Raw genomic sequence first — 15,404 nt, 5'->3', positions numbered from 1 at the left:
GCTGATAGCTCATGGCCGCACAACTCCGAGAACTCCGGTCGCGTATCAAGGCGACCAAGTCCATCGGCAAGATCACCAAGGCGATGGAGCTCATCGCCACCGCGCGCATCACCAAGGCGCGGGCGAAGGTCGCGGCGTCCCGGCCCTACTCGGACGAGATCACGAACGTGCTCTCGGCCCTGGCCGGTGCCTCGGCCAACCTCGACCACCCGCTTCTGGTCGAGCGTCCGAACCCGAAGCGCGCGGCGGTCCTCGTGATCACCAGCGACAAGGGCCAGTGCGGTGGATACAACTCCAACGTGCTGAAGGCGACCGAGGAGCTCCTCACGCTGCTGCGTGAGCAGGGCAAGGAGCCGGTGCTGTACGTGACCGGCAACAAGGGCCTGAGCTACTACCGGTTCCGTGGCCGCGAGGTGGCCGAAAGCTGGACGGGCTTCTCCGACCAGCCCGGCTACGTCAACGCCGCGGAGGCGGGCGAGCTCATCGTCGAGTCGTTCCTGAACGGCGCCGACGACGAGGCCGGCAACGCCGACGGCATCCTGGGTGTCGACGAGATCCACGTCGTCTACACCGAGTTCGTCTCGATGCTCACCCAGCGTCCGGTCGCCAAGCGCGTCGCGCCGCTCGAGGTCGAGTACACCGAGGGCGAAGAGGAGAAGCCCGAGAGCCTGCTCCCGAGCTACGAGTTCGAGCCCAGCGCCGACAAGCTGCTCGCCGCGTTGCTGCCGAAGTACATCAACACGCGGCTCTTCGCGGCGATGCTGGAGTCGGCGGCGTCCGAACTCGCGGCCCGCCGCACCGCGATGAAGGCGGCGTCGGACAACGCGAACGAACTGGTGAACACGCTGACGCGGGAGGCGAACCAGGCCCGCCAGGCGCAGATCACCCAGGAGATCTCCGAAATCGTCGGTGGGGCGAACGCTCTCACCGCAGCAGGAAGTGATGACTGATGACCAGTACTGAAGCCCGTGCCAAGGGGCGCATCGTCTCGGTGACCGGCCCGGTCGTCGACGTCGAATTCCCGCGCGGTTCCGTTCCCGACCAGTTCAACGCGCTCAAGGTCGAAATCGAGTTCGAGCAGCTGCGCAAGACGGTGACGCTCGAGGTCGCCAGCCACCTCGGTGACAACCTCGTCCGCACCATTTCGCTCCAGCCGCAGGACGGTCTCGTCCGTGGCGCCGAGGTCACCGACACCGGCGGCCCCATCACCGTCCCGGTCGGCGACAAGGTCAAGGGCCACGTCTACAACGCGCTCGGCGAGTGCCTGGACGAGCCCGGCTACGGCGACGACCTCGAGCGCTGGGGCATCCACCGCAACCCGCCGTCCTTCGACCAGCTCGAAGGCAAGACGGAGATGCTGGAGACCGGCCTCAAGGTCGTCGACCTGCTGACCCCGTACGTGCAGGGTGGAAAGATCGGCCTGTTCGGCGGTGCCGGCGTCGGCAAGACGGTGCTCATCAAGGAGATGATCACCCGTGTCGCCCGGAACTTCGGTGGTACCTCGGTGTTCGCCGGTGTCGGCGAGCGCACCCGTGAGGGCAACGACCTCTTCCTGGAGATGTCCGAGGACGGCGTCATCAACGACACCGCCCTCGTCTTCGGTCAGATGGACGAGCCGCCGGGCACCCGTATGCGGGTCGCGCTGTCCGCGCTGACCATGGCGGAGTACTTCCGCGATGTGCAGAACCAGGACGTGCTGCTCTTCATCGACAACATCTTCCGGTTCACCCAGGCCGGTTCCGAGGTGTCGACCCTGCTGGGCCGCATGCCTTCGGCCGTGGGTTACCAGCCGACGCTGGCCGACGAGATGGGTCAGCTCCAGGAGCGGATCACCTCGACCCGTGGTCGTTCGATCACCTCGATGCAGGCGATCTACGTCCCCGCGGACGACTACACCGACCCGGCCCCGGCGACGACGTTCGCCCACCTGGACGCCACCACCGAGCTTTCGCGGTCGGTGTTCCAGAAGGGCATCTTCCCGGCGGTGGACCCGCTGGCGTCGACGTCGACCATTCTCGACCCGGCCATCGTCGGTGAGGACCACTACCGCGTGGCCTCCGAGGTCATCCGGATCCTGCAGAAGTACAAGGAGCTGCAGGACATCATCGCGATCCTCGGTATGGACGAGCTCTCGGAAGAGGACAAGCTGACCGTTCAGCGCGCGCGCCGCATCGAGCGGTTCCTGTCGCAGAACATGCTGGTCGCCGAGGCGTTCACGCAGATCCCGGGCTCGACCGTGCCGCTGTCGGAGACCATCGAGTCGTTCGACCGCATCACCAAGGGCGACTTCGACCACTACCCGGAGCAGGCGTTCCTGGGTATCGGTGGCCTCGAAGACCTCGAGAAGAAGTACAAGGAAATCACCAAGAAGTGATGTTCCGATGAGCGGCGGGATCAGTGTCTACTGTGGACGCTGGTCCCGTCGTTCGCATACCGGAACCTTTGACTATTACACTCGGTGCCAGCACCTGAGGTGAAGGGAAGCTACGTGGCTGAGATTTCTGTCGAGCTGGTAGCCGTCGAGCGCCGTCTCTGGTCCGGTACCGCCACGTTCGTGGTGGCGCAGACCACCGAGGGCGAGATCGGCATCATGGCCGGTCACGAGCCGGTTCTCGGCCAGCTCGTCGAGGGTGGCGTCGTGAAGGTGACGACCACGGACGGCGAGACCGTGACCGCCGCGGTGCACGGCGGGTTCCTGTCGGTCACCGCGACCGGCGTGAGCATCCTCGCCGAGAGCGCCGAGCTCTCGGACGAGATCGACGTCGACGCGGCCAAGAAGGCGCTGACCGGCGAAGACGAGCAAGAGCGGGCTAGGGCGACCGCCCAGCTTCGCGCGGCCGGTCAGTCGGTCTGACCGGGCGAAGGACAGGGGCCGGGCCGTGGAAATCGCCGTGGGTGTTCTCGGGGCCCTGACCGTCCTGGCCGTGCTCGCGGCCTGGTATTCGTTGCGGTGGGTCCGGATGCGCCGCGGTGGCGGGGTGAGCGTCGCCCTGCGGTGGCGTCCGGACGAGGCGCGGTCCAGCTGGCATCTGGGGCTGGGCCGCTACGAGGGCGAGAAGTTCGTCTGGTTCCGCGTGTGGAGCCTGCGGACGGGCCCGGATCGCGTCTTCGAGCGCGAAAGCATGGAGATCGCGGACCGGCGTGACCCCTCCGGCACGGAGGCGTACGCCGTCCCCGAAGGTTCGATCGTGCTGCGGTGCGAGTCCGCCAAGCAGGAGGCGATCGAGATCGCGATGGGTCCCGGTGCCCTCACCGGCTTCCTGTCCTGGCTGGAGTCGGCCCCGCCGGGCCGCCGTCTCCCGCGCGCTTCCTGATCACGCGTGTCGTCCGTCTGATCACGCGTGTTCCGCCTTCAATCACGCGTGTCGCGCCCCTGATCACGCGAGTTCGCCCTTCGGGCACGCCGTATGCTCACGCCGTGACCATCGTCGACATCCCCGGTTCGAAGTCGATCACCGCCCGAGGCCTGTTCCTCGCGGCCGCCGCCCACGGGACGACCGTGCTGAGCAGGCCGCTGCGTTCGGACGACTCCGAGGGCTTCGCCGAGGGCCTCCTCAAGCTCGGCTATCAGGTCTCCCGCGCTCCCGGCGAGTGGACGATCGAGGGCAGGCCCGAAGGCCCCGCCGTCGACAGCGCCGACGTCTTCTGCCGCGACGGCGCCACCACCGCGCGGTTCCTGCCGGCACTGGCCGCCGCCGGGCACGGCACCTTCCGCTTCGACGCCTCCGAGCAGATGCGCGCGCGGCCGCTGGGGCCGCTCACCGACGCGTTGCTGGAACTGGGCGTCGACCTGACCTTCGAAGGCACGCCGGGCCACCATCCCCTGGTCGTGCGGGCCGCCGGGATCAAGGGCGGCGAACTGACCCTGGACGCGGGGCTGTCCTCGCAGTTCCTGACCGCGTTGCTGCTGGTCGGTCCCTTGACGGCCGAGGGCCTCCGGATCACCGTCACGGACCTCGTTTCGGTGCCCTACGTCGAGATCACCATCGCGATGATGCGGCGCTTCGGCGTCGAGGTCGTCCGTGACGGCGACACGTTCGTCGTGCCGCCCACGCCGTATCAGGCCTGTCGCTACGAGATCGAGCCCGACGCTTCGACGTCCAGCTACTTCTTCGCGGCGGCCGCTTTGACCGGTCGCTCGGTCACCGTGCCGGGGCTCGGCGAGGGCGCCCTGCAAGGGGATCTGGCCTTCGTCGAGGTCCTGCGGCAGATGGGCGCGGACGTCGAGGTCGGTCCGGACGCCGTGACCGTGACCGGGACGGGTGGCCTGCGCGGTGTCACGGTGAACATGCGCGACATCTCCGACACCGTGCCGACGCTCGCGGCCATCGCGCCGTTCGCGGACGGGCCGGTGCGGATCGAGGACGTCTACAACACGCGCATCAAGGAATGCGACCGGCTGGCGGCGTGCGAAGAGAATCTGCGCGCGATGGGTGTTTCGGTGGAGACAGGGCGGGACTGGATCGAGATCCGGCCGGGCACGCCGTCCGGGGCGCTCGTGAAGTGCCGCCGGGACCACCGCATCGCGATGGCGTTCAGCGTCACGGGGTTGCGGACGCCGGGGATCACGCTGGACGACCCCGGTTGCGTGAAGAAGACCTTCCCGGGCTTCCACGACGCGCTCGCTTCGCTCCGGACTTCCTGGGGCATTTAGTCCTCTGAATGCGGCATTTCTACCGGGCTCCGGACGTGATCCACGTCTATTCTCGGTCCATGACTCAGAGCGAGGACACGAACCGCTGGAGCCACCTTCCCGAGCCCGTGTCCCTGGAGGACACGATCACGATGAAGGCGATCGACCCGGGCAAGGACGGCACGCCCGACGTCGACCTCGAGCGCTATTGGGCAGCACAGGAGCAAGGCCGATTGTGAGCCGAAGGACGCTTTCGTCGCATCGGATGCGGTGAAAGCGTCCTTCAGTCCGCCCCGCCGGGCTGCCACAGGATGTCGCCGTCCGGATTCGCCAGCCGCGACAGGATGAACAGCAGATCCGAGAGCCGGTTCAGGTACTTGATCGCCAGCTGGTTCGTCGCGGCCTGCTCGGCCTCGAACAGCGCCCAGCCGGACCGCTCGGCCCGCCGCGCGACCGTGCGGGCCTGATGCAGGAAAGCCGCCCCCGGGGTGCCACCCGGCAGGATGAACGACGTCAGCTTCGGCACGCGCTCGTTGAACTCGTCGCACCAGCCTTCCAGCCGCTCGATGTACCGCTCGGTGATGCGCAGCGGCTCGTACGGCGGGTTCTCCACGATCGGCGCGCACAGATCCGCGCCGACGTCGAAGAGATCGTTCTGCACCGCACGCAGGACCCGCGTGATCTCCTCGGAAAGCCCGCCCATCGCGAGCGCGAGCCCGATGACGGAGTTGGCTTCGTCGACGTCGGCGTACGCGGCCAGCCGGGGCGAGGTCTTCGGCACGCGGGAGCCGTCGCCGAGCGCCGTGGTGCCGTTGTCGCCGACCTTCGTGTACACGCGGTTGATGCGAACGACCATGAAGCCGACTCTACCGGCCCGGCGTAAGGCAAATCCGGGCGAGAGGGCATGATTGGCGCCCATGAGCGAGCACTTCGACGTGCACGGCGGAGCACGGCTGGTCGGCGAGGTCGACGTGGTCGGCGCCAAGAACAGCGTGCTGAAACTGATGGCCGCGGCCCTGCTGGCCGAGGGTACGACGACCATCACGAACTGCCCCCAGATCCTGGACGTCCCCCTGATGGGCGACGTCTTGCGCAGCGTCGGCTGCGACGTCGTCATCGACGGCGACACCGCCAAGATCACCACCCCGGCCGAGCTGTCGCACCGGGCCGATTCGGCCGCGATGGGCAAACTGCGCGCGTCGGTGTGCGTGCTGGGTCCGCTGGTCGGACGGCTCAAGCAGGCCGTCGTGGCGCTGCCGGGCGGTGACGCCATCGGTTCGCGGCCGCTGGACATGCACCAGAACGGCCTGCGCAAGCTGGGCGCCACCAGCACCATCGAGCACGGCTGCGTCGTGGCGAAGGCCGACGGGCTGCGCGGCGCGCAGATCTGGCTGGACTTCCCGAGCGTCGGCGCCACCGAGAACATCCTGATGGCCGCCGTGCTCGCCGAGGGCACCACGGTCATCGACAACGCCGCGCGCGAGCCCGAGATCGTCGACATCTGCACGATGCTGACCGAGATGGGCGCGAAGGTCGAAGGCGCGGGCACCTCGACCCTCACCGTCGAGGGCGTCGAGAAGCTGCACCCGACCGAGCACCGCGTGATCGGCGACCGGATCGTCGGCGCGACCTGGGCGTTCGCCGCCGCGATGACCCGGGGCGACCTGACCGTCCGCGGCGTCAACCCGCACTACCTCGACCTGGTCCTCGACAAGCTCCGCCTGGCGGGTGCCGAGGTCGAGACGTTCGACGACAAGGGCTTCCGCATCGTCCAGAACGAGCGCCCGAAGGCCGTCGACTGGGTGACGCTGCCGTACCCCGGTTTCGCGACCGACCTGCAGCCGTTCGCGGTGGCGCTGTCCGCGGTCTCCGAGGGCACCTCGATGATCACGGAGAACATCTACGAGGCCCGGTTCCGGTTCATCGAGGAGATGATGCGGCTTTCCGGCGACGCGCGCACCGACGGGCACCACGCCGTCGTCCGCGGTGTGGAGAAGCTCTCGAGCGCCCCGGTGTGGGCCGCGGACATCCGCGCCGGTGCCGGGCTGGTGCTGGCCGGGCTGTGCGCGGACGGTGTCACCGAGGTCTGGGACGTCTTCCACATCGACCGCGGTTACCCGCATTTCGTGGAGAACCTGAACCGGCTCGGTGCCCGCATCGAGCGTGTCGCGGGCGAACCCGAGCGGGCTTGATCAGGGCAGGGCGACGAACGGCGCGAGGAAGTCCCGTGACGTCGGCGAGTCCAGCCGGTAGGTGACATTGGTGGCGTAGCAGGGGCCGTCACCGGTGATGGTCGTCGACACGAGGACACGCTCGCCGTCGATCGTGGCGAAGTTCGGCCCGCCGGAGTCGCCGTAGCAGGCGCCGCCGTTGCCCTGGGGCGCCGTCATCGCGAGCCGCACCCAGGTCTTGTTGAGCGCGTCGAAGGTGACGGGCGCCTTCATCCGGACGCCGCCGCCCGGATGCGTGTGCCCGCCCGGCCCGTTCACGGCTTCCTGCGTGCCGTAGCCGGCGACCACGAACGGCGTCGAGTTCAGTCCCTGCGGGCCGAGCTTGTCGAGCTGACCGGCACTGGGCAGCTTCGCGGGGGTGAAGCTCCAGCGTGCGGCGACCTGCTTCGCGGGCAGCTGGACGACGGCGATGTCGTGCGAGTCGGCGGAGTTGCCGGGGTAGCCGGGTTCGTTGTGCGCGACGCCCTCGACGGCGACGGCCTTGGCGACCGCCGCCGGGTCGCCGGGATACTTCTTCGCGGCCGCGTCGAGACCCGCTTGCACGTCCTGGTCGAGCGAGACGAAGAACCGCACGTTGGCGGGCCAGCCGGTGGTGCAGTGCGCGGCGGTCAGGAAGGTGTCGGCGTCGACCATGGTGCCGGAGCACACCCAGTCGACCCGGTCGGGCGTGGCGGGGTCGCCGTCGTTGTCCCAGGTGGCGACGAGCGCGCCGACCTCGGTGCGCTCGGGCGCCGGGGTGGCGTTGTAGGAGTTGATCGCGGTCGCGGCGGTGGCGCCGCCCAGCAGCAGGGCGGCGGCCATCGCCGTGACGGTGGCGGCGGGGGTGAACCTCACGAACGGCCTCCTCGGCTAGGTGCTCCTGGAGACGGGATTCAACGTGGTGGACGCCGGAAAGTCACCCGCCGAAAGTATTCAGGCGTCCCTGCGCCGCCGCGTTCCCGCGTAGACCGCGGCACCGCCCGCGGCCAGCGAACCCAGCCCGGCCAGCAGCACCGGTTCGAGATCGAAACCGGTCTTGGCCAGTGACGGCGTACTCGCGGCCGCGACGTCGGCGCGGGGCGCGGCGGCCGCGGCGACGGCCGCCACCGGCACGACCGCGGCCGGAACGGCCTCGGCGCGTGGTCCCCCGGGCGGGGGAGTCTGGACCGGCGGCTTCGTGGCGGGCGGCGTCCGGTCCGGCACGCAGGCGGTGTGCGCGGGGTTGCCGCGCCCGACGCCGTGGTTGCGGTCGCATTCGTAGCCCGCGTTCGCGTCGGAGCCGCCGGGAAGCTGCCCGGGCGGGTTCTTGTCGTCGGCCTTGCCGACGCAACCGGCGCAGGGCTTGCCCGCGGCTTCGCCACCGCCGTTGCCGTTGGCCGACGGCGAACCGTCCCTGGTGGAGTCGTACGGCCCGTGCTTGTTCGCGCCGTGCCCGGAGAAGTCCGCTTTGGACGGTGGCTGCGGTTTGGTGGTGTCCTTCGCGTGTCCGGGCGGGGCGCCGGAGTTGCCGCGCTCGCCGGCGTCCGCGGGGCCCGCGCCGAGAAGAACGAGGGAGAAGGCGGCTCCGGCGAGAACGCCGTAGGTCTTCTTGTTCATCGAAGCCTCCTTGAGGTCGCGCCATTGCGACATCCGGAGTATCGCGTGAACGACCGAAGGGGTTACTCCAGCACGAGTGCGGCGCCGAAACCGACCAGCGCGGTGCCGGTGACGCCGTCGAGCGCCCGCCGGACCTTGCGGCGTTCGAGCCAGGCCCGCACGCGGTGCACGAAGAACAGCAGCGTCAGCAGCCAGATCGCGCCGAGCACGGCGACCGTGTACGCGAGCAGCAGCGCGTGCCACGCCGACGTCGTCACCGGATCGAGGAACTGCGGCAGCACCGACAGGTACAGCACGAGCACCTTCGGGTTGGTGATGTTGGAAAGGAAGCCCTCGCGGAAGCGGCGGAACCCGCTCGACCGTTGCTGCTTCACCGCCGTGACACCGGAGTAGTCACCCCGCCACGCGCCGCGCAACGCCTGGAAACCGAGGAAGACCAGGTACGCGGCGCCGACCCATTTGAGCGTCACGAACACCGGCTGCGACTGCGCGATCACGACGCCGAGGCCGAGCGCGGCGGCCGTGCCCTGGACGGCGTTGGCCACGAAGATCCCCGCCGTGGTGAGGAAACCGCCGCGGGTGCCGCCGGACAGCGAGTTCTTGAGCATCACCATCGTGTCCGGCCCCGGCGCGAGGACGATCAGGACGACGATGACCAGATAGCTGCTGTACGAACTCCACGTCACGGTCACCCACGCTAGACGCCGGGCGCGGGCGAGTCCCGCGGATTTCGGTCACAATCCCGGGCCCGGCTGCGGCGAGCACTGGGCCGGGTGGGTCGTGAGTGGCGTTTCGGGTTCTAGCCCGAATCGCCACTCACGAGGACCCGTGTCCCTTCGGCGGCCACGCGTGTTCGAGGGGACGGTGCGCGTGATCAGACGGACGACACGCGTGACTGGACGGACGACACGCGCGTAGCCGGTCGAGCCGTCCGCCTGGACACGCGTGTCGTCCGTCTGATCACGGGTGACGGCCATCCAGTCACGGTGAGGCCGGGCCGGGTGGGTCGTGAGTGGCGTTTCGGGTTCTAACCCGAAACGCCACTCACGACCACCTGTACCGACGGCTCGCCAGGTCCGTTCGGACCGCTGGGAGACCGACGAACGGACACTCCTCGCGCGTCCCCCGGACGGGTAGTGTGCCGTGGCATGCATGAGGGGCAGATCGACCTCCTTCCAGGCGAACGGGTCATCTGGGCCGGGCAGCCGGTGCGCAGGCCCCTCTTCAATCCCGGCGACTACTTCAACGTCCCTGTCGGCCTGCTCTGGCTCGGCGCCGTCACGGTGTTCTTCGCGGGCAACCACGAGACGGCGTTCCACACGGGCGCCTGGATCGTGCTCACCGTCGCGGGCGTTCTGCATCTCGCCGGCAGGCCGCTGATCCGCTACCTCAGGCTCGCCTCGACCACGTACGCCGTGACGGACGGCCGCGTCATCGCGACCAGTTCGCTCGTCCGACGCAAGGAGGAGTCCGTGGCGCTGGCCGGGTTGGCGGACCCCGTTGTCACCCCCGGGCCGGGCAAGACCGGGACGATCACCTTCGGCAGGCTCGGTGTGCTGGCGTGGGCGTCGGCGAATTTCGGCGCCGGTACCGGGAAGGACCGCAAGCCGCCGATCATCCTGGTGGGTGTCAGCGACGTGGCGAAGGTGCGGGAGAAGCTGGCGAAAGCCGTAGAAGAGGCGCGCGAACGGAATCCTTAGGCGCCACAACACCTTCACAACATTTCCCGGTGGTGCCGGATGTGAATCTCTCCTCGTTGGCACGGTTTCCCGACAGGAGAGAGAAATGCGCAAGCTCTGGAGCAGAAACCTCGCCCTGCTGGTCGTGGCCGGTCTTTCCGTCGCCGTCTCCCCGGCGGTGGCGGAGGCGGCACCGCCCAACTTCAGGATCGGTATCCAGCTGGCCGACAACGGCGGCCGGGGCGGATTCGGGGTCGAGCAGTTCACCGGGTTCGCCAACTTCGGCACCAGCGTGTCGCAGTGGGCCGGTGACAGCAACAACTTCGACCCGGACGGCGCCAGGATCGACCTCAACCCCGCCTTCGGTGGCGGGCAGCTGAACCAGATCGATTTCCGGATCGGCGGGCAGGCCCGCGACGGCGGGCGGGAACTCGGCCCCGTCGCCTACACCCCTTGGGCGAGCCAGGGCGGTGGCACCACCGACCTGATCACCGACAGCAACTCCTTCGACCCGGACCAGTACCGGCTGTTCCTGGAGACGCGCCCGCTGCCGCCCGGCGTCCAGATCACCGACCTGCGCCTGTCCATCCTGGCCGTCGACCGCGGCGAGCCGGAGGGCGTGCCCACCTTCACCCGCTGGGCCAGTCAGGGCGGGGGCCACAGCGACTTCGCCCTCGACGCCAACGCCTTCGACCCGGACGGGTTCCGGATCGGGCTCGAAGTCGTCTGATCCCGGTGCCCGGGTCCTGTGTCGTCCCCTCCGGGGCCCGGGCACCTTCCAGCCGCGAAGAATGACCCGACTGTGTTCGATTCAACTGCGCATCGCATGTTACCGGCCGGTATGCTCGGACGGTCGTCCGCTGTGCCCGACTCGGAGGTATGCCGTGCCCTATCCCACGGACCGTGAACGGGACCGCCCCTGGGTGATGCGGACCTACGCGGGTCACTCGTCCGCGGCCGCGTCCAACGAGCTGTACCGCCGTAACCTCGCGAAGGGCCAGACCGGCCTCTCGGTCGCCTTCGATCTGCCGACGCAGACCGGTTACGACCCCGATCACCAGCTGTCCAAGGGCGAGGTCGGCAAGGTCGGCGTCCCGGTCTCGCATATCGGCGACATGCGGCGCCTCTTCGACGGCATCCCGCTCGCGGAGGCCAACACGTCGATGACGATCAACGCGCCCGCCATGTGGCTGCTGGCGCTCTACGTCTCCGTGGCGCGTGAGCAGGCCGAGGCCGAGGGCCGCGACGTGGACGAGGTGCTGGCGAAGCTCACCGGCACCACGCAGAACGACATCATCAAGGAATACCTCTCCCGCGGCACCTACATCTTCCCACCGGGCCCGAGCCTCCGCCTGATCACCGACATGATCGCGTGGACGGTGCACCACGTGCCGAAGTGGAACCCGATCAACATCTGCAGCTACCACCTGCAGGAAGCCGGCGCGACGCCGACGCAAGAGGTCGCGTACGCGTTGTGCACCGCGATCGCCGTGCTCGACGCGGTCCGCGATTCCGGTCAGGTCGAGCAGGCCGACATGGCCAAGGTCGTCGCGCGGATCTCGTTCTTCGTCAACGCCGGGGTGCGGTTCGTCGAAGAGATGTCGAAGATGCGCGCGTTCACCGCGCTCTGGGACGAGATCACGCGGGATCGTTACGGTGTCACGGATCCCAAGGCGCGGCGGCTGCGCTACGGCGTGCAGGTCAACTCGCTGGGCCTGACCGAGGCACAGCCGGAGAACAACGTCCAGCGCATCGTGCTGGAGATGCTCGCGGTCTCCCTTTCCCGCGGTGCCAGGGCCCGCGCGATCCAGCTGCCCGCGTGGAACGAGGCGCTCGGCCTGCCCCGGCCGTGGGATCAGCAGTGGGCGCTGCGGATGCAGCAGGTGCTGGCGTTCGAGACCGATCTGCTGGAGTACGAGGACATCTTCGACGGCTCGCACGTCATCCAGGCCAAGGTCGACGAAATCATGACGGGTGCGCGCGAGGAGATCGCGCGGGTGCAGGATCTGGGCGGCGCGGTGGCGGCCGTCGAGAGCGGCTACATGAAGTCTCAGCTCGTCGCGTCGCTCGCGGAGTATCGCCGTGGCATGGAGAACGGCGAGCGGATCCTGGTCGGGGTCAACAAGTTCGAGACCACCGAGCCGTCCCCGCTGCAGGCTGAAGGCGCGAAGGCGATCGAAACGATCGACGCGGGCGTCGAGAAGCAGGCGGTCACCGCGATCGAGGAATGGCGGACGCACCGAGACAACGCGGCCGTCGAGTCGGCGCTGGAGAAGCTGAAGTCCGTCGCGAAGACGTCGCAGAACCTGTTCGAGGCCACCATCGAGTGTGCTCGCGCCGGGGTCACCACCGGCGAATGGTCGGGTGCGCTGCGCGAGGTGTTCGGCGAATACCGTGCTCCCACCGGGGTCTCCGCGTCGGCGGCCGCGGGTGAGGGCAACGAGGAGATCCGCCGCGTCCGTGACCGGGTCAAGGCGACGAACACCGAAATCGGCGAGCGGCTGCGGATCCTGGTCGGCAAACCCGGTCTCGACGGGCATTCCAACGGCGCCGAGCAGGTGGCCGTGCGGGCGCGTGACGTCGGGTTCGAGGTGGTGTATCAGGGCATCCGGCTCACCCCGGAACAGATCGTCGCGGCCGCCGTCCAGGAGGGCGTGCACGTGGTCGGGCTTTCGGTGCTCTCCGGCTCGCATCTCGAGGTCGTGCCGCAGGTCGTGGACGGCTTGCGGGCCGCGGGCGCGGGCGACATCCCGGTCATCGTCGGCGGCATCATCCCGCCCGACGACGAGAAGCTCCTGCTGGAGCGGGGAATCGCGCGGGTGTTCACGCCGAAGGACTACGAACTCACCGACATCATGGACGGGATTGTCGGATTGGTACGGGAGCGCCACGGTCTGAGCACCTAAAGTCACCGTAAATCTCGGTACCGTAACAGCGGGTGGTTCGTCACCCGCTCACACTGCTCGCGCCTGGGTACCCACCTACGTTTCGATTAAACCGATTAATCGAAAAGAGGTGCCGCGATGGCGCACGGCGAATGGTCGAGGCGAGAGTTCTTCCGGCGGTCGGCGGTACTGGGAGCGGTGACGATCGGCGGCCCGGTGCTGTTGTCCGCGTGCACGTCGACGTCTTCCGGGGACGCGTTGCAGGCCGCCAAGGACGCGAAGAAGATCAAGATCGGGATCGCGAACGAAGCGCCGTACGGTTTCACGGACCAGAGCGGCAAGGTCACCGGCGAGGCGCCCGAGGTCGCGCGCGCCGTTTTCAAGGCCATGGGCATCGACAACGTGGAAGCCGAAGCGGTCTCCTTCGACCAGTTGATCCCCGCGCTCAACGCCAGGAAGTACGACATCGTCGCGGCCGGGATGAACATCAAGAAGGAACGCTGTGACGCGGCGGCCTTCTCGATTCCCGACTACTCGGCGCTGACCGCTTTGCTGGTACCCAAGGGAAATCCGCAGCAGGTGCTGAAGTTCGAGGACATCGCGGCGAAGAAGGTCAAGGTCGCCGTGCTCTCCGCGGCCGTGGAGAAGGGATACGCCACCGACTCCGGCGTCGCCGAGGACCAGATCGTCACCCTCGACTCGCAGGACAACATGCTCCGCGCGGTCACCGACGGCCGGGTCTACTGCGCCGCGCTGACCGACATCTCCCTCAAGGACGTCCTGGCGAAGAGCCCGGGCGCCGCGGCGGAGGTGACGCCGGGCTTCGACCCGGTCAAGGACGGCAAGCCGGTCGTCTCCGCCGGCGCGTTCGTCTTCCGCAAGGACGACAACCCGTTGCGCGAGGCCTTCAATACCGAGCTCAAGAAGCTGCAGGACAGCGGCGAATGGACCAAGATCGTGACGCCGTTCGGCTTCTCGGCGGACAACCTGCCGAAGGCCGGCGTCACCACCGAGAAACTCTGCGCGGTGTAGGTGGGGCTGACGTCATGTCGTCGTCGGTATCGCATATCATCACGACCGTCCTCAGTGGACTGACCGCGACCGTCACCGCCGCCGCCGGCGGGATCGCGCTCACCGTGGTGCTCTCCCTGATCGCCGGCCTCGCGCTGGGCTCGCCGTCGCGGACGGTGCGGGGGATTTCCCGGGTCTACGTCGAGATCTTCCGTGGTACCTCGGAAGTCGTCCAGCTGTTCTGGCTGTATTTCGTGCTCCCGGTGCTGGTCGGCTTCCAGCTGGTGCCGATGTTCGCCGGGATCCTGGTGCTGGGCCTCAACCACGGGGCCTACGGCGCGGAGATCGTCCGCGGCGCGGTGAATTCGGTGCCTCGTGCGCAGTTCGAGGGCGCCGTCGCGCTCAATCTGACGCCCGCCCAGCGGATGCGGCGGGTGATCCTGCCGCAGGCGTTCGCGGAAATGCTGCCACCGTTCAACAATCTCTTCATCCAGTTGCTGAAGAGCACCGCGCTGCTTTCGTTCATCGCGGTCCCGGAGATGGCGCGGCAAGGTGAACTGCTGCGGCCGGTGTTCGGCGCCGAACTCGGCTGGATCTACGGCACCGAACTCGTGCTCTACCTCCTGCTCGCGTTGCTGATCACCAGCGGGATGCGCCTGCTGGAAAGGATCGCTGCGCGGCGCCTCGGCCGGACCCCGGCGAAGATGACGGCCACCGCAGGAGGTGTGTGATGGACTGGAGCTGGGAATCCGCCGCGAAATCGGTTCCCCTTCTGCTGGAAGGGCTTCTCGTCACCGTCGAGATCACCCTGCTGGCCTCGGTGGTCGCGTACGCGCTCGGCCTGGTGTTCGCGCTGATCCGCCGGACGGGGATTCCCGTGCTGTCACAGGCGGTTCTGCTGTTCATCGAGTTCGTGCGCAGCACGCCCTTGCTGATCCAGGTGTTCGTGCTCTACTACGTGATCCAGCCGGTGGGCGGGATGACGTTGTCCCCGTTCACCACCGGTGTCATCGCGCTCGGCGTGCATTACGCGACCTACGCCGCCGAGGTCTACCGTGCCGGGATCGAAGCCGTCCCGAAAGGACAGTGGGAGGCAACGACCGCGCTGAACCTGCCGAGGTCGCGGGTGTGGACCGCCGTGGTGCTTCCGCAGGCGGTGCCGCGGGTGCTGCCCGCGCTCGGCAACTACACGATCTCGATGTTCAAGGAAACCCCGCTGCTGCTGGCGATCGGCGTCGTCGACGTCCTGGCGAGGGCGAAGGAGGTCGGCGCCGACACGTTCCGCGTCACCGAGCCGTACACCCTGGCCGGGGTGCTGTTCCTGCTGGTGAGCCTGCCGGCTTCGATTCTGGTGAGAAGGTTGGAGCGACGTGCCGCCCACAGTTGATTC

At 68.4% G+C, this 15,404-nt stretch carries 17 protein-coding genes; 13 read left to right on the top strand and 4 right to left on the bottom strand.

Annotated features, from left to right (window positions below; all coding sequences use genetic code 11):
- Nucleotides 1-11: 11 nt before the first annotated feature.
- The 6 genes from AORI_RS73830 (at nucleotide 12) to AORI_RS73805 (ending at nucleotide 4,872) form a co-directional block, all read left to right on the top strand.
- Complete coding sequence (locus AORI_RS73830; protein ID WP_016336852.1) at nucleotides 12-950, top strand: F0F1 ATP synthase subunit gamma; 939 nt, start codon at nucleotides 12-14, stop codon at nucleotides 948-950.
- A complete protein-coding gene (gene atpD, locus AORI_RS73825) occupies nucleotides 950-2,374 on the top strand; it encodes a F0F1 ATP synthase subunit beta (RefSeq protein WP_007028325.1) in 1,425 nt (474 codons plus the stop codon). Before AORI_RS73830 ends, atpD begins: the two co-directional genes overlap by 1 nt.
- A gap of 114 nt (nucleotides 2,375-2,488) precedes the next feature.
- Nucleotides 2,489-2,854 (top strand): F0F1 ATP synthase subunit epsilon, encoded by a 366-nt coding sequence (locus tag AORI_RS73820; RefSeq protein ID WP_016336851.1) that lies wholly within the window; start codon nucleotides 2,489-2,491, stop codon nucleotides 2,852-2,854.
- A 25-nt stretch (nucleotides 2,855-2,879) separates the two neighbouring features.
- Entirely contained in the window at nucleotides 2,880-3,314 is a 435-nt protein-coding gene (locus tag AORI_RS73815) for a DUF2550 domain-containing protein (protein ID WP_016336850.1), read from the top strand.
- 104 nt (nucleotides 3,315-3,418) lie between these two features.
- The gene (aroA, locus tag AORI_RS73810) at nucleotides 3,419-4,654 is read left to right on the top strand and encodes a 3-phosphoshikimate 1-carboxyvinyltransferase (RefSeq protein WP_016336849.1); all 1,236 of its coding nucleotides are present in this window, start codon (nucleotides 3,419-3,421) and stop codon (nucleotides 4,652-4,654) included.
- Between the two features lie 59 nt (nucleotides 4,655-4,713).
- A complete protein-coding gene (locus tag AORI_RS73805) occupies nucleotides 4,714-4,872 on the top strand; it encodes a hypothetical protein (RefSeq protein ID WP_228688237.1) in 159 nt (52 codons plus the stop codon).
- A gap of 44 nt (nucleotides 4,873-4,916) precedes the next feature.
- Here the strand turns inward: AORI_RS73805 and AORI_RS73800 are convergent, their stop codons facing one another.
- Entirely contained in the window at nucleotides 4,917-5,489 is a 573-nt protein-coding gene (locus AORI_RS73800; protein ID WP_016336847.1) for a cob(I)yrinic acid a,c-diamide adenosyltransferase, read from the bottom strand.
- A 61-nt stretch (nucleotides 5,490-5,550) separates the two neighbouring features.
- Between AORI_RS73800 and murA the strand changes: the two genes are divergently transcribed.
- Entirely contained in the window at nucleotides 5,551-6,825 is a 1,275-nt protein-coding gene (gene murA, locus AORI_RS73795) for a UDP-N-acetylglucosamine 1-carboxyvinyltransferase (protein WP_016336846.1), read from the top strand.
- Here murA and AORI_RS73790 read toward each other — a convergent pair whose 3' ends face one another.
- The 3 genes from AORI_RS73790 to AORI_RS73780 all read right to left on the bottom strand — a co-directional run bounded on the left by AORI_RS73790 (nucleotide 6,826) and on the right by AORI_RS73780 (nucleotide 9,131).
- Nucleotides 6,826-7,698, bottom strand: coding sequence for a trypsin-like serine protease (locus AORI_RS73790; RefSeq protein ID WP_016336845.1), 873 nt, complete (start codon nucleotides 7,696-7,698; stop codon nucleotides 6,826-6,828).
- A 78-nt stretch (nucleotides 7,699-7,776) separates the two neighbouring features.
- On the bottom strand, nucleotides 7,777-8,439 hold the full coding sequence (locus AORI_RS73785) for a hypothetical protein (protein WP_228688236.1): 663 nt from the start codon (nucleotides 8,437-8,439) through the stop codon (nucleotides 7,777-7,779).
- Between the two features lie 62 nt (nucleotides 8,440-8,501).
- Entirely contained in the window at nucleotides 8,502-9,131 is a 630-nt protein-coding gene (locus tag AORI_RS73780) for a LysE family translocator (RefSeq protein ID WP_016336843.1), read from the bottom strand.
- A gap of 456 nt (nucleotides 9,132-9,587) precedes the next feature.
- On the opposite strand from AORI_RS73780, the gene AORI_RS73775 reads away from it, so the two are divergent.
- The 6 genes from AORI_RS73775 (at nucleotide 9,588) to ehuD (ending at nucleotide 15,401) form a co-directional block, all read left to right on the top strand.
- On the top strand, nucleotides 9,588-10,139 hold the full coding sequence (locus AORI_RS73775) for a YdbT family protein (protein WP_016336842.1): 552 nt from the start codon (nucleotides 9,588-9,590) through the stop codon (nucleotides 10,137-10,139).
- 85 nt (nucleotides 10,140-10,224) lie between these two features.
- Nucleotides 10,225-10,848, top strand: a complete 624-nt coding sequence (locus AORI_RS73770) for a hypothetical protein (RefSeq protein WP_016336841.1) — start codon at nucleotides 10,225-10,227, stop codon at nucleotides 10,846-10,848.
- 154 nt (nucleotides 10,849-11,002) lie between these two features.
- Nucleotides 11,003-13,024: a protein meaA gene (locus tag AORI_RS73765; protein WP_016336840.1), complete on the top strand. Its 2,022-nt coding sequence runs from the start codon at nucleotides 11,003-11,005 to the stop codon at nucleotides 13,022-13,024.
- 117 nt (nucleotides 13,025-13,141) lie between these two features.
- Nucleotides 13,142-14,035: an ectoine/hydroxyectoine ABC transporter substrate-binding protein EhuB gene (gene ehuB / locus AORI_RS73760; RefSeq protein ID WP_016336839.1), complete on the top strand. Its 894-nt coding sequence runs from the start codon at nucleotides 13,142-13,144 to the stop codon at nucleotides 14,033-14,035.
- 14 nt (nucleotides 14,036-14,049) lie between these two features.
- A complete protein-coding gene (gene ehuC / locus AORI_RS73755; protein WP_016336838.1) occupies nucleotides 14,050-14,745 on the top strand; it encodes an ectoine/hydroxyectoine ABC transporter permease subunit EhuC in 696 nt (231 codons plus the stop codon).
- Nucleotides 14,745-15,401: an ectoine/hydroxyectoine ABC transporter permease subunit EhuD gene (ehuD, locus tag AORI_RS73750; protein WP_016336837.1), complete on the top strand. Its 657-nt coding sequence runs from the start codon at nucleotides 14,745-14,747 to the stop codon at nucleotides 15,399-15,401. The genes ehuC and ehuD overlap by 1 nt, the downstream gene beginning before the upstream one ends.
- Nucleotides 15,402-15,404: the final 3 nt, after the last annotated feature.

Source organism: Amycolatopsis keratiniphila (assembly GCF_000400635.2).
Lineage (GTDB): Bacteria > Actinomycetota > Actinomycetes > Mycobacteriales > Pseudonocardiaceae > Amycolatopsis > Amycolatopsis keratiniphila.
The sequence above is the reverse complement of the archived record's forward strand: the minus strand, read 5'-3'. Positions and strand labels throughout refer to the sequence as shown.

What these genes read in the sequence shown, in the direction of transcription:
- AORI_RS73830 (WP_016336852.1), top strand. Translation starts at nt 12, where the DNA reads ATGGCCGCACAACTCCGAGAACTCCGGTCGCGTATCAAGGCGACCAAG.
- atpD (WP_007028325.1), top strand. Translation starts at nt 950, where the DNA reads ATGACCAGTACTGAAGCCCGTGCCAAGGGGCGCATCGTCTCGGTGACC.
- AORI_RS73805 (WP_228688237.1), top strand. Translation starts at nt 4,714, where the DNA reads ATGACTCAGAGCGAGGACACGAACCGCTGGAGCCACCTTCCCGAGCCC.
- AORI_RS73800 (WP_016336847.1), bottom strand. Translation starts at nt 5,489, where the DNA reads ATGGTCGTTCGCATCAACCGCGTGTACACGAAGGTCGGCGACAACGGC.
- murA (WP_016336846.1), top strand. Translation starts at nt 5,551, where the DNA reads ATGAGCGAGCACTTCGACGTGCACGGCGGAGCACGGCTGGTCGGCGAG.
- AORI_RS73785 (WP_228688236.1), bottom strand. Translation starts at nt 8,439, where the DNA reads ATGAACAAGAAGACCTACGGCGTTCTCGCCGGAGCCGCCTTCTCCCTC.
- AORI_RS73775 (WP_016336842.1), top strand. Translation starts at nt 9,588, where the DNA reads ATGCATGAGGGGCAGATCGACCTCCTTCCAGGCGAACGGGTCATCTGG.
- AORI_RS73770 (WP_016336841.1), top strand. Translation starts at nt 10,225, where the DNA reads ATGCGCAAGCTCTGGAGCAGAAACCTCGCCCTGCTGGTCGTGGCCGGT.
- ehuB (WP_016336839.1), top strand. Translation starts at nt 13,142, where the DNA reads ATGGCGCACGGCGAATGGTCGAGGCGAGAGTTCTTCCGGCGGTCGGCG.
- ehuC (WP_016336838.1), top strand. Translation starts at nt 14,050, where the DNA reads ATGTCGTCGTCGGTATCGCATATCATCACGACCGTCCTCAGTGGACTG.
- ehuD (WP_016336837.1), top strand. Translation starts at nt 14,745, where the DNA reads ATGGACTGGAGCTGGGAATCCGCCGCGAAATCGGTTCCCCTTCTGCTG.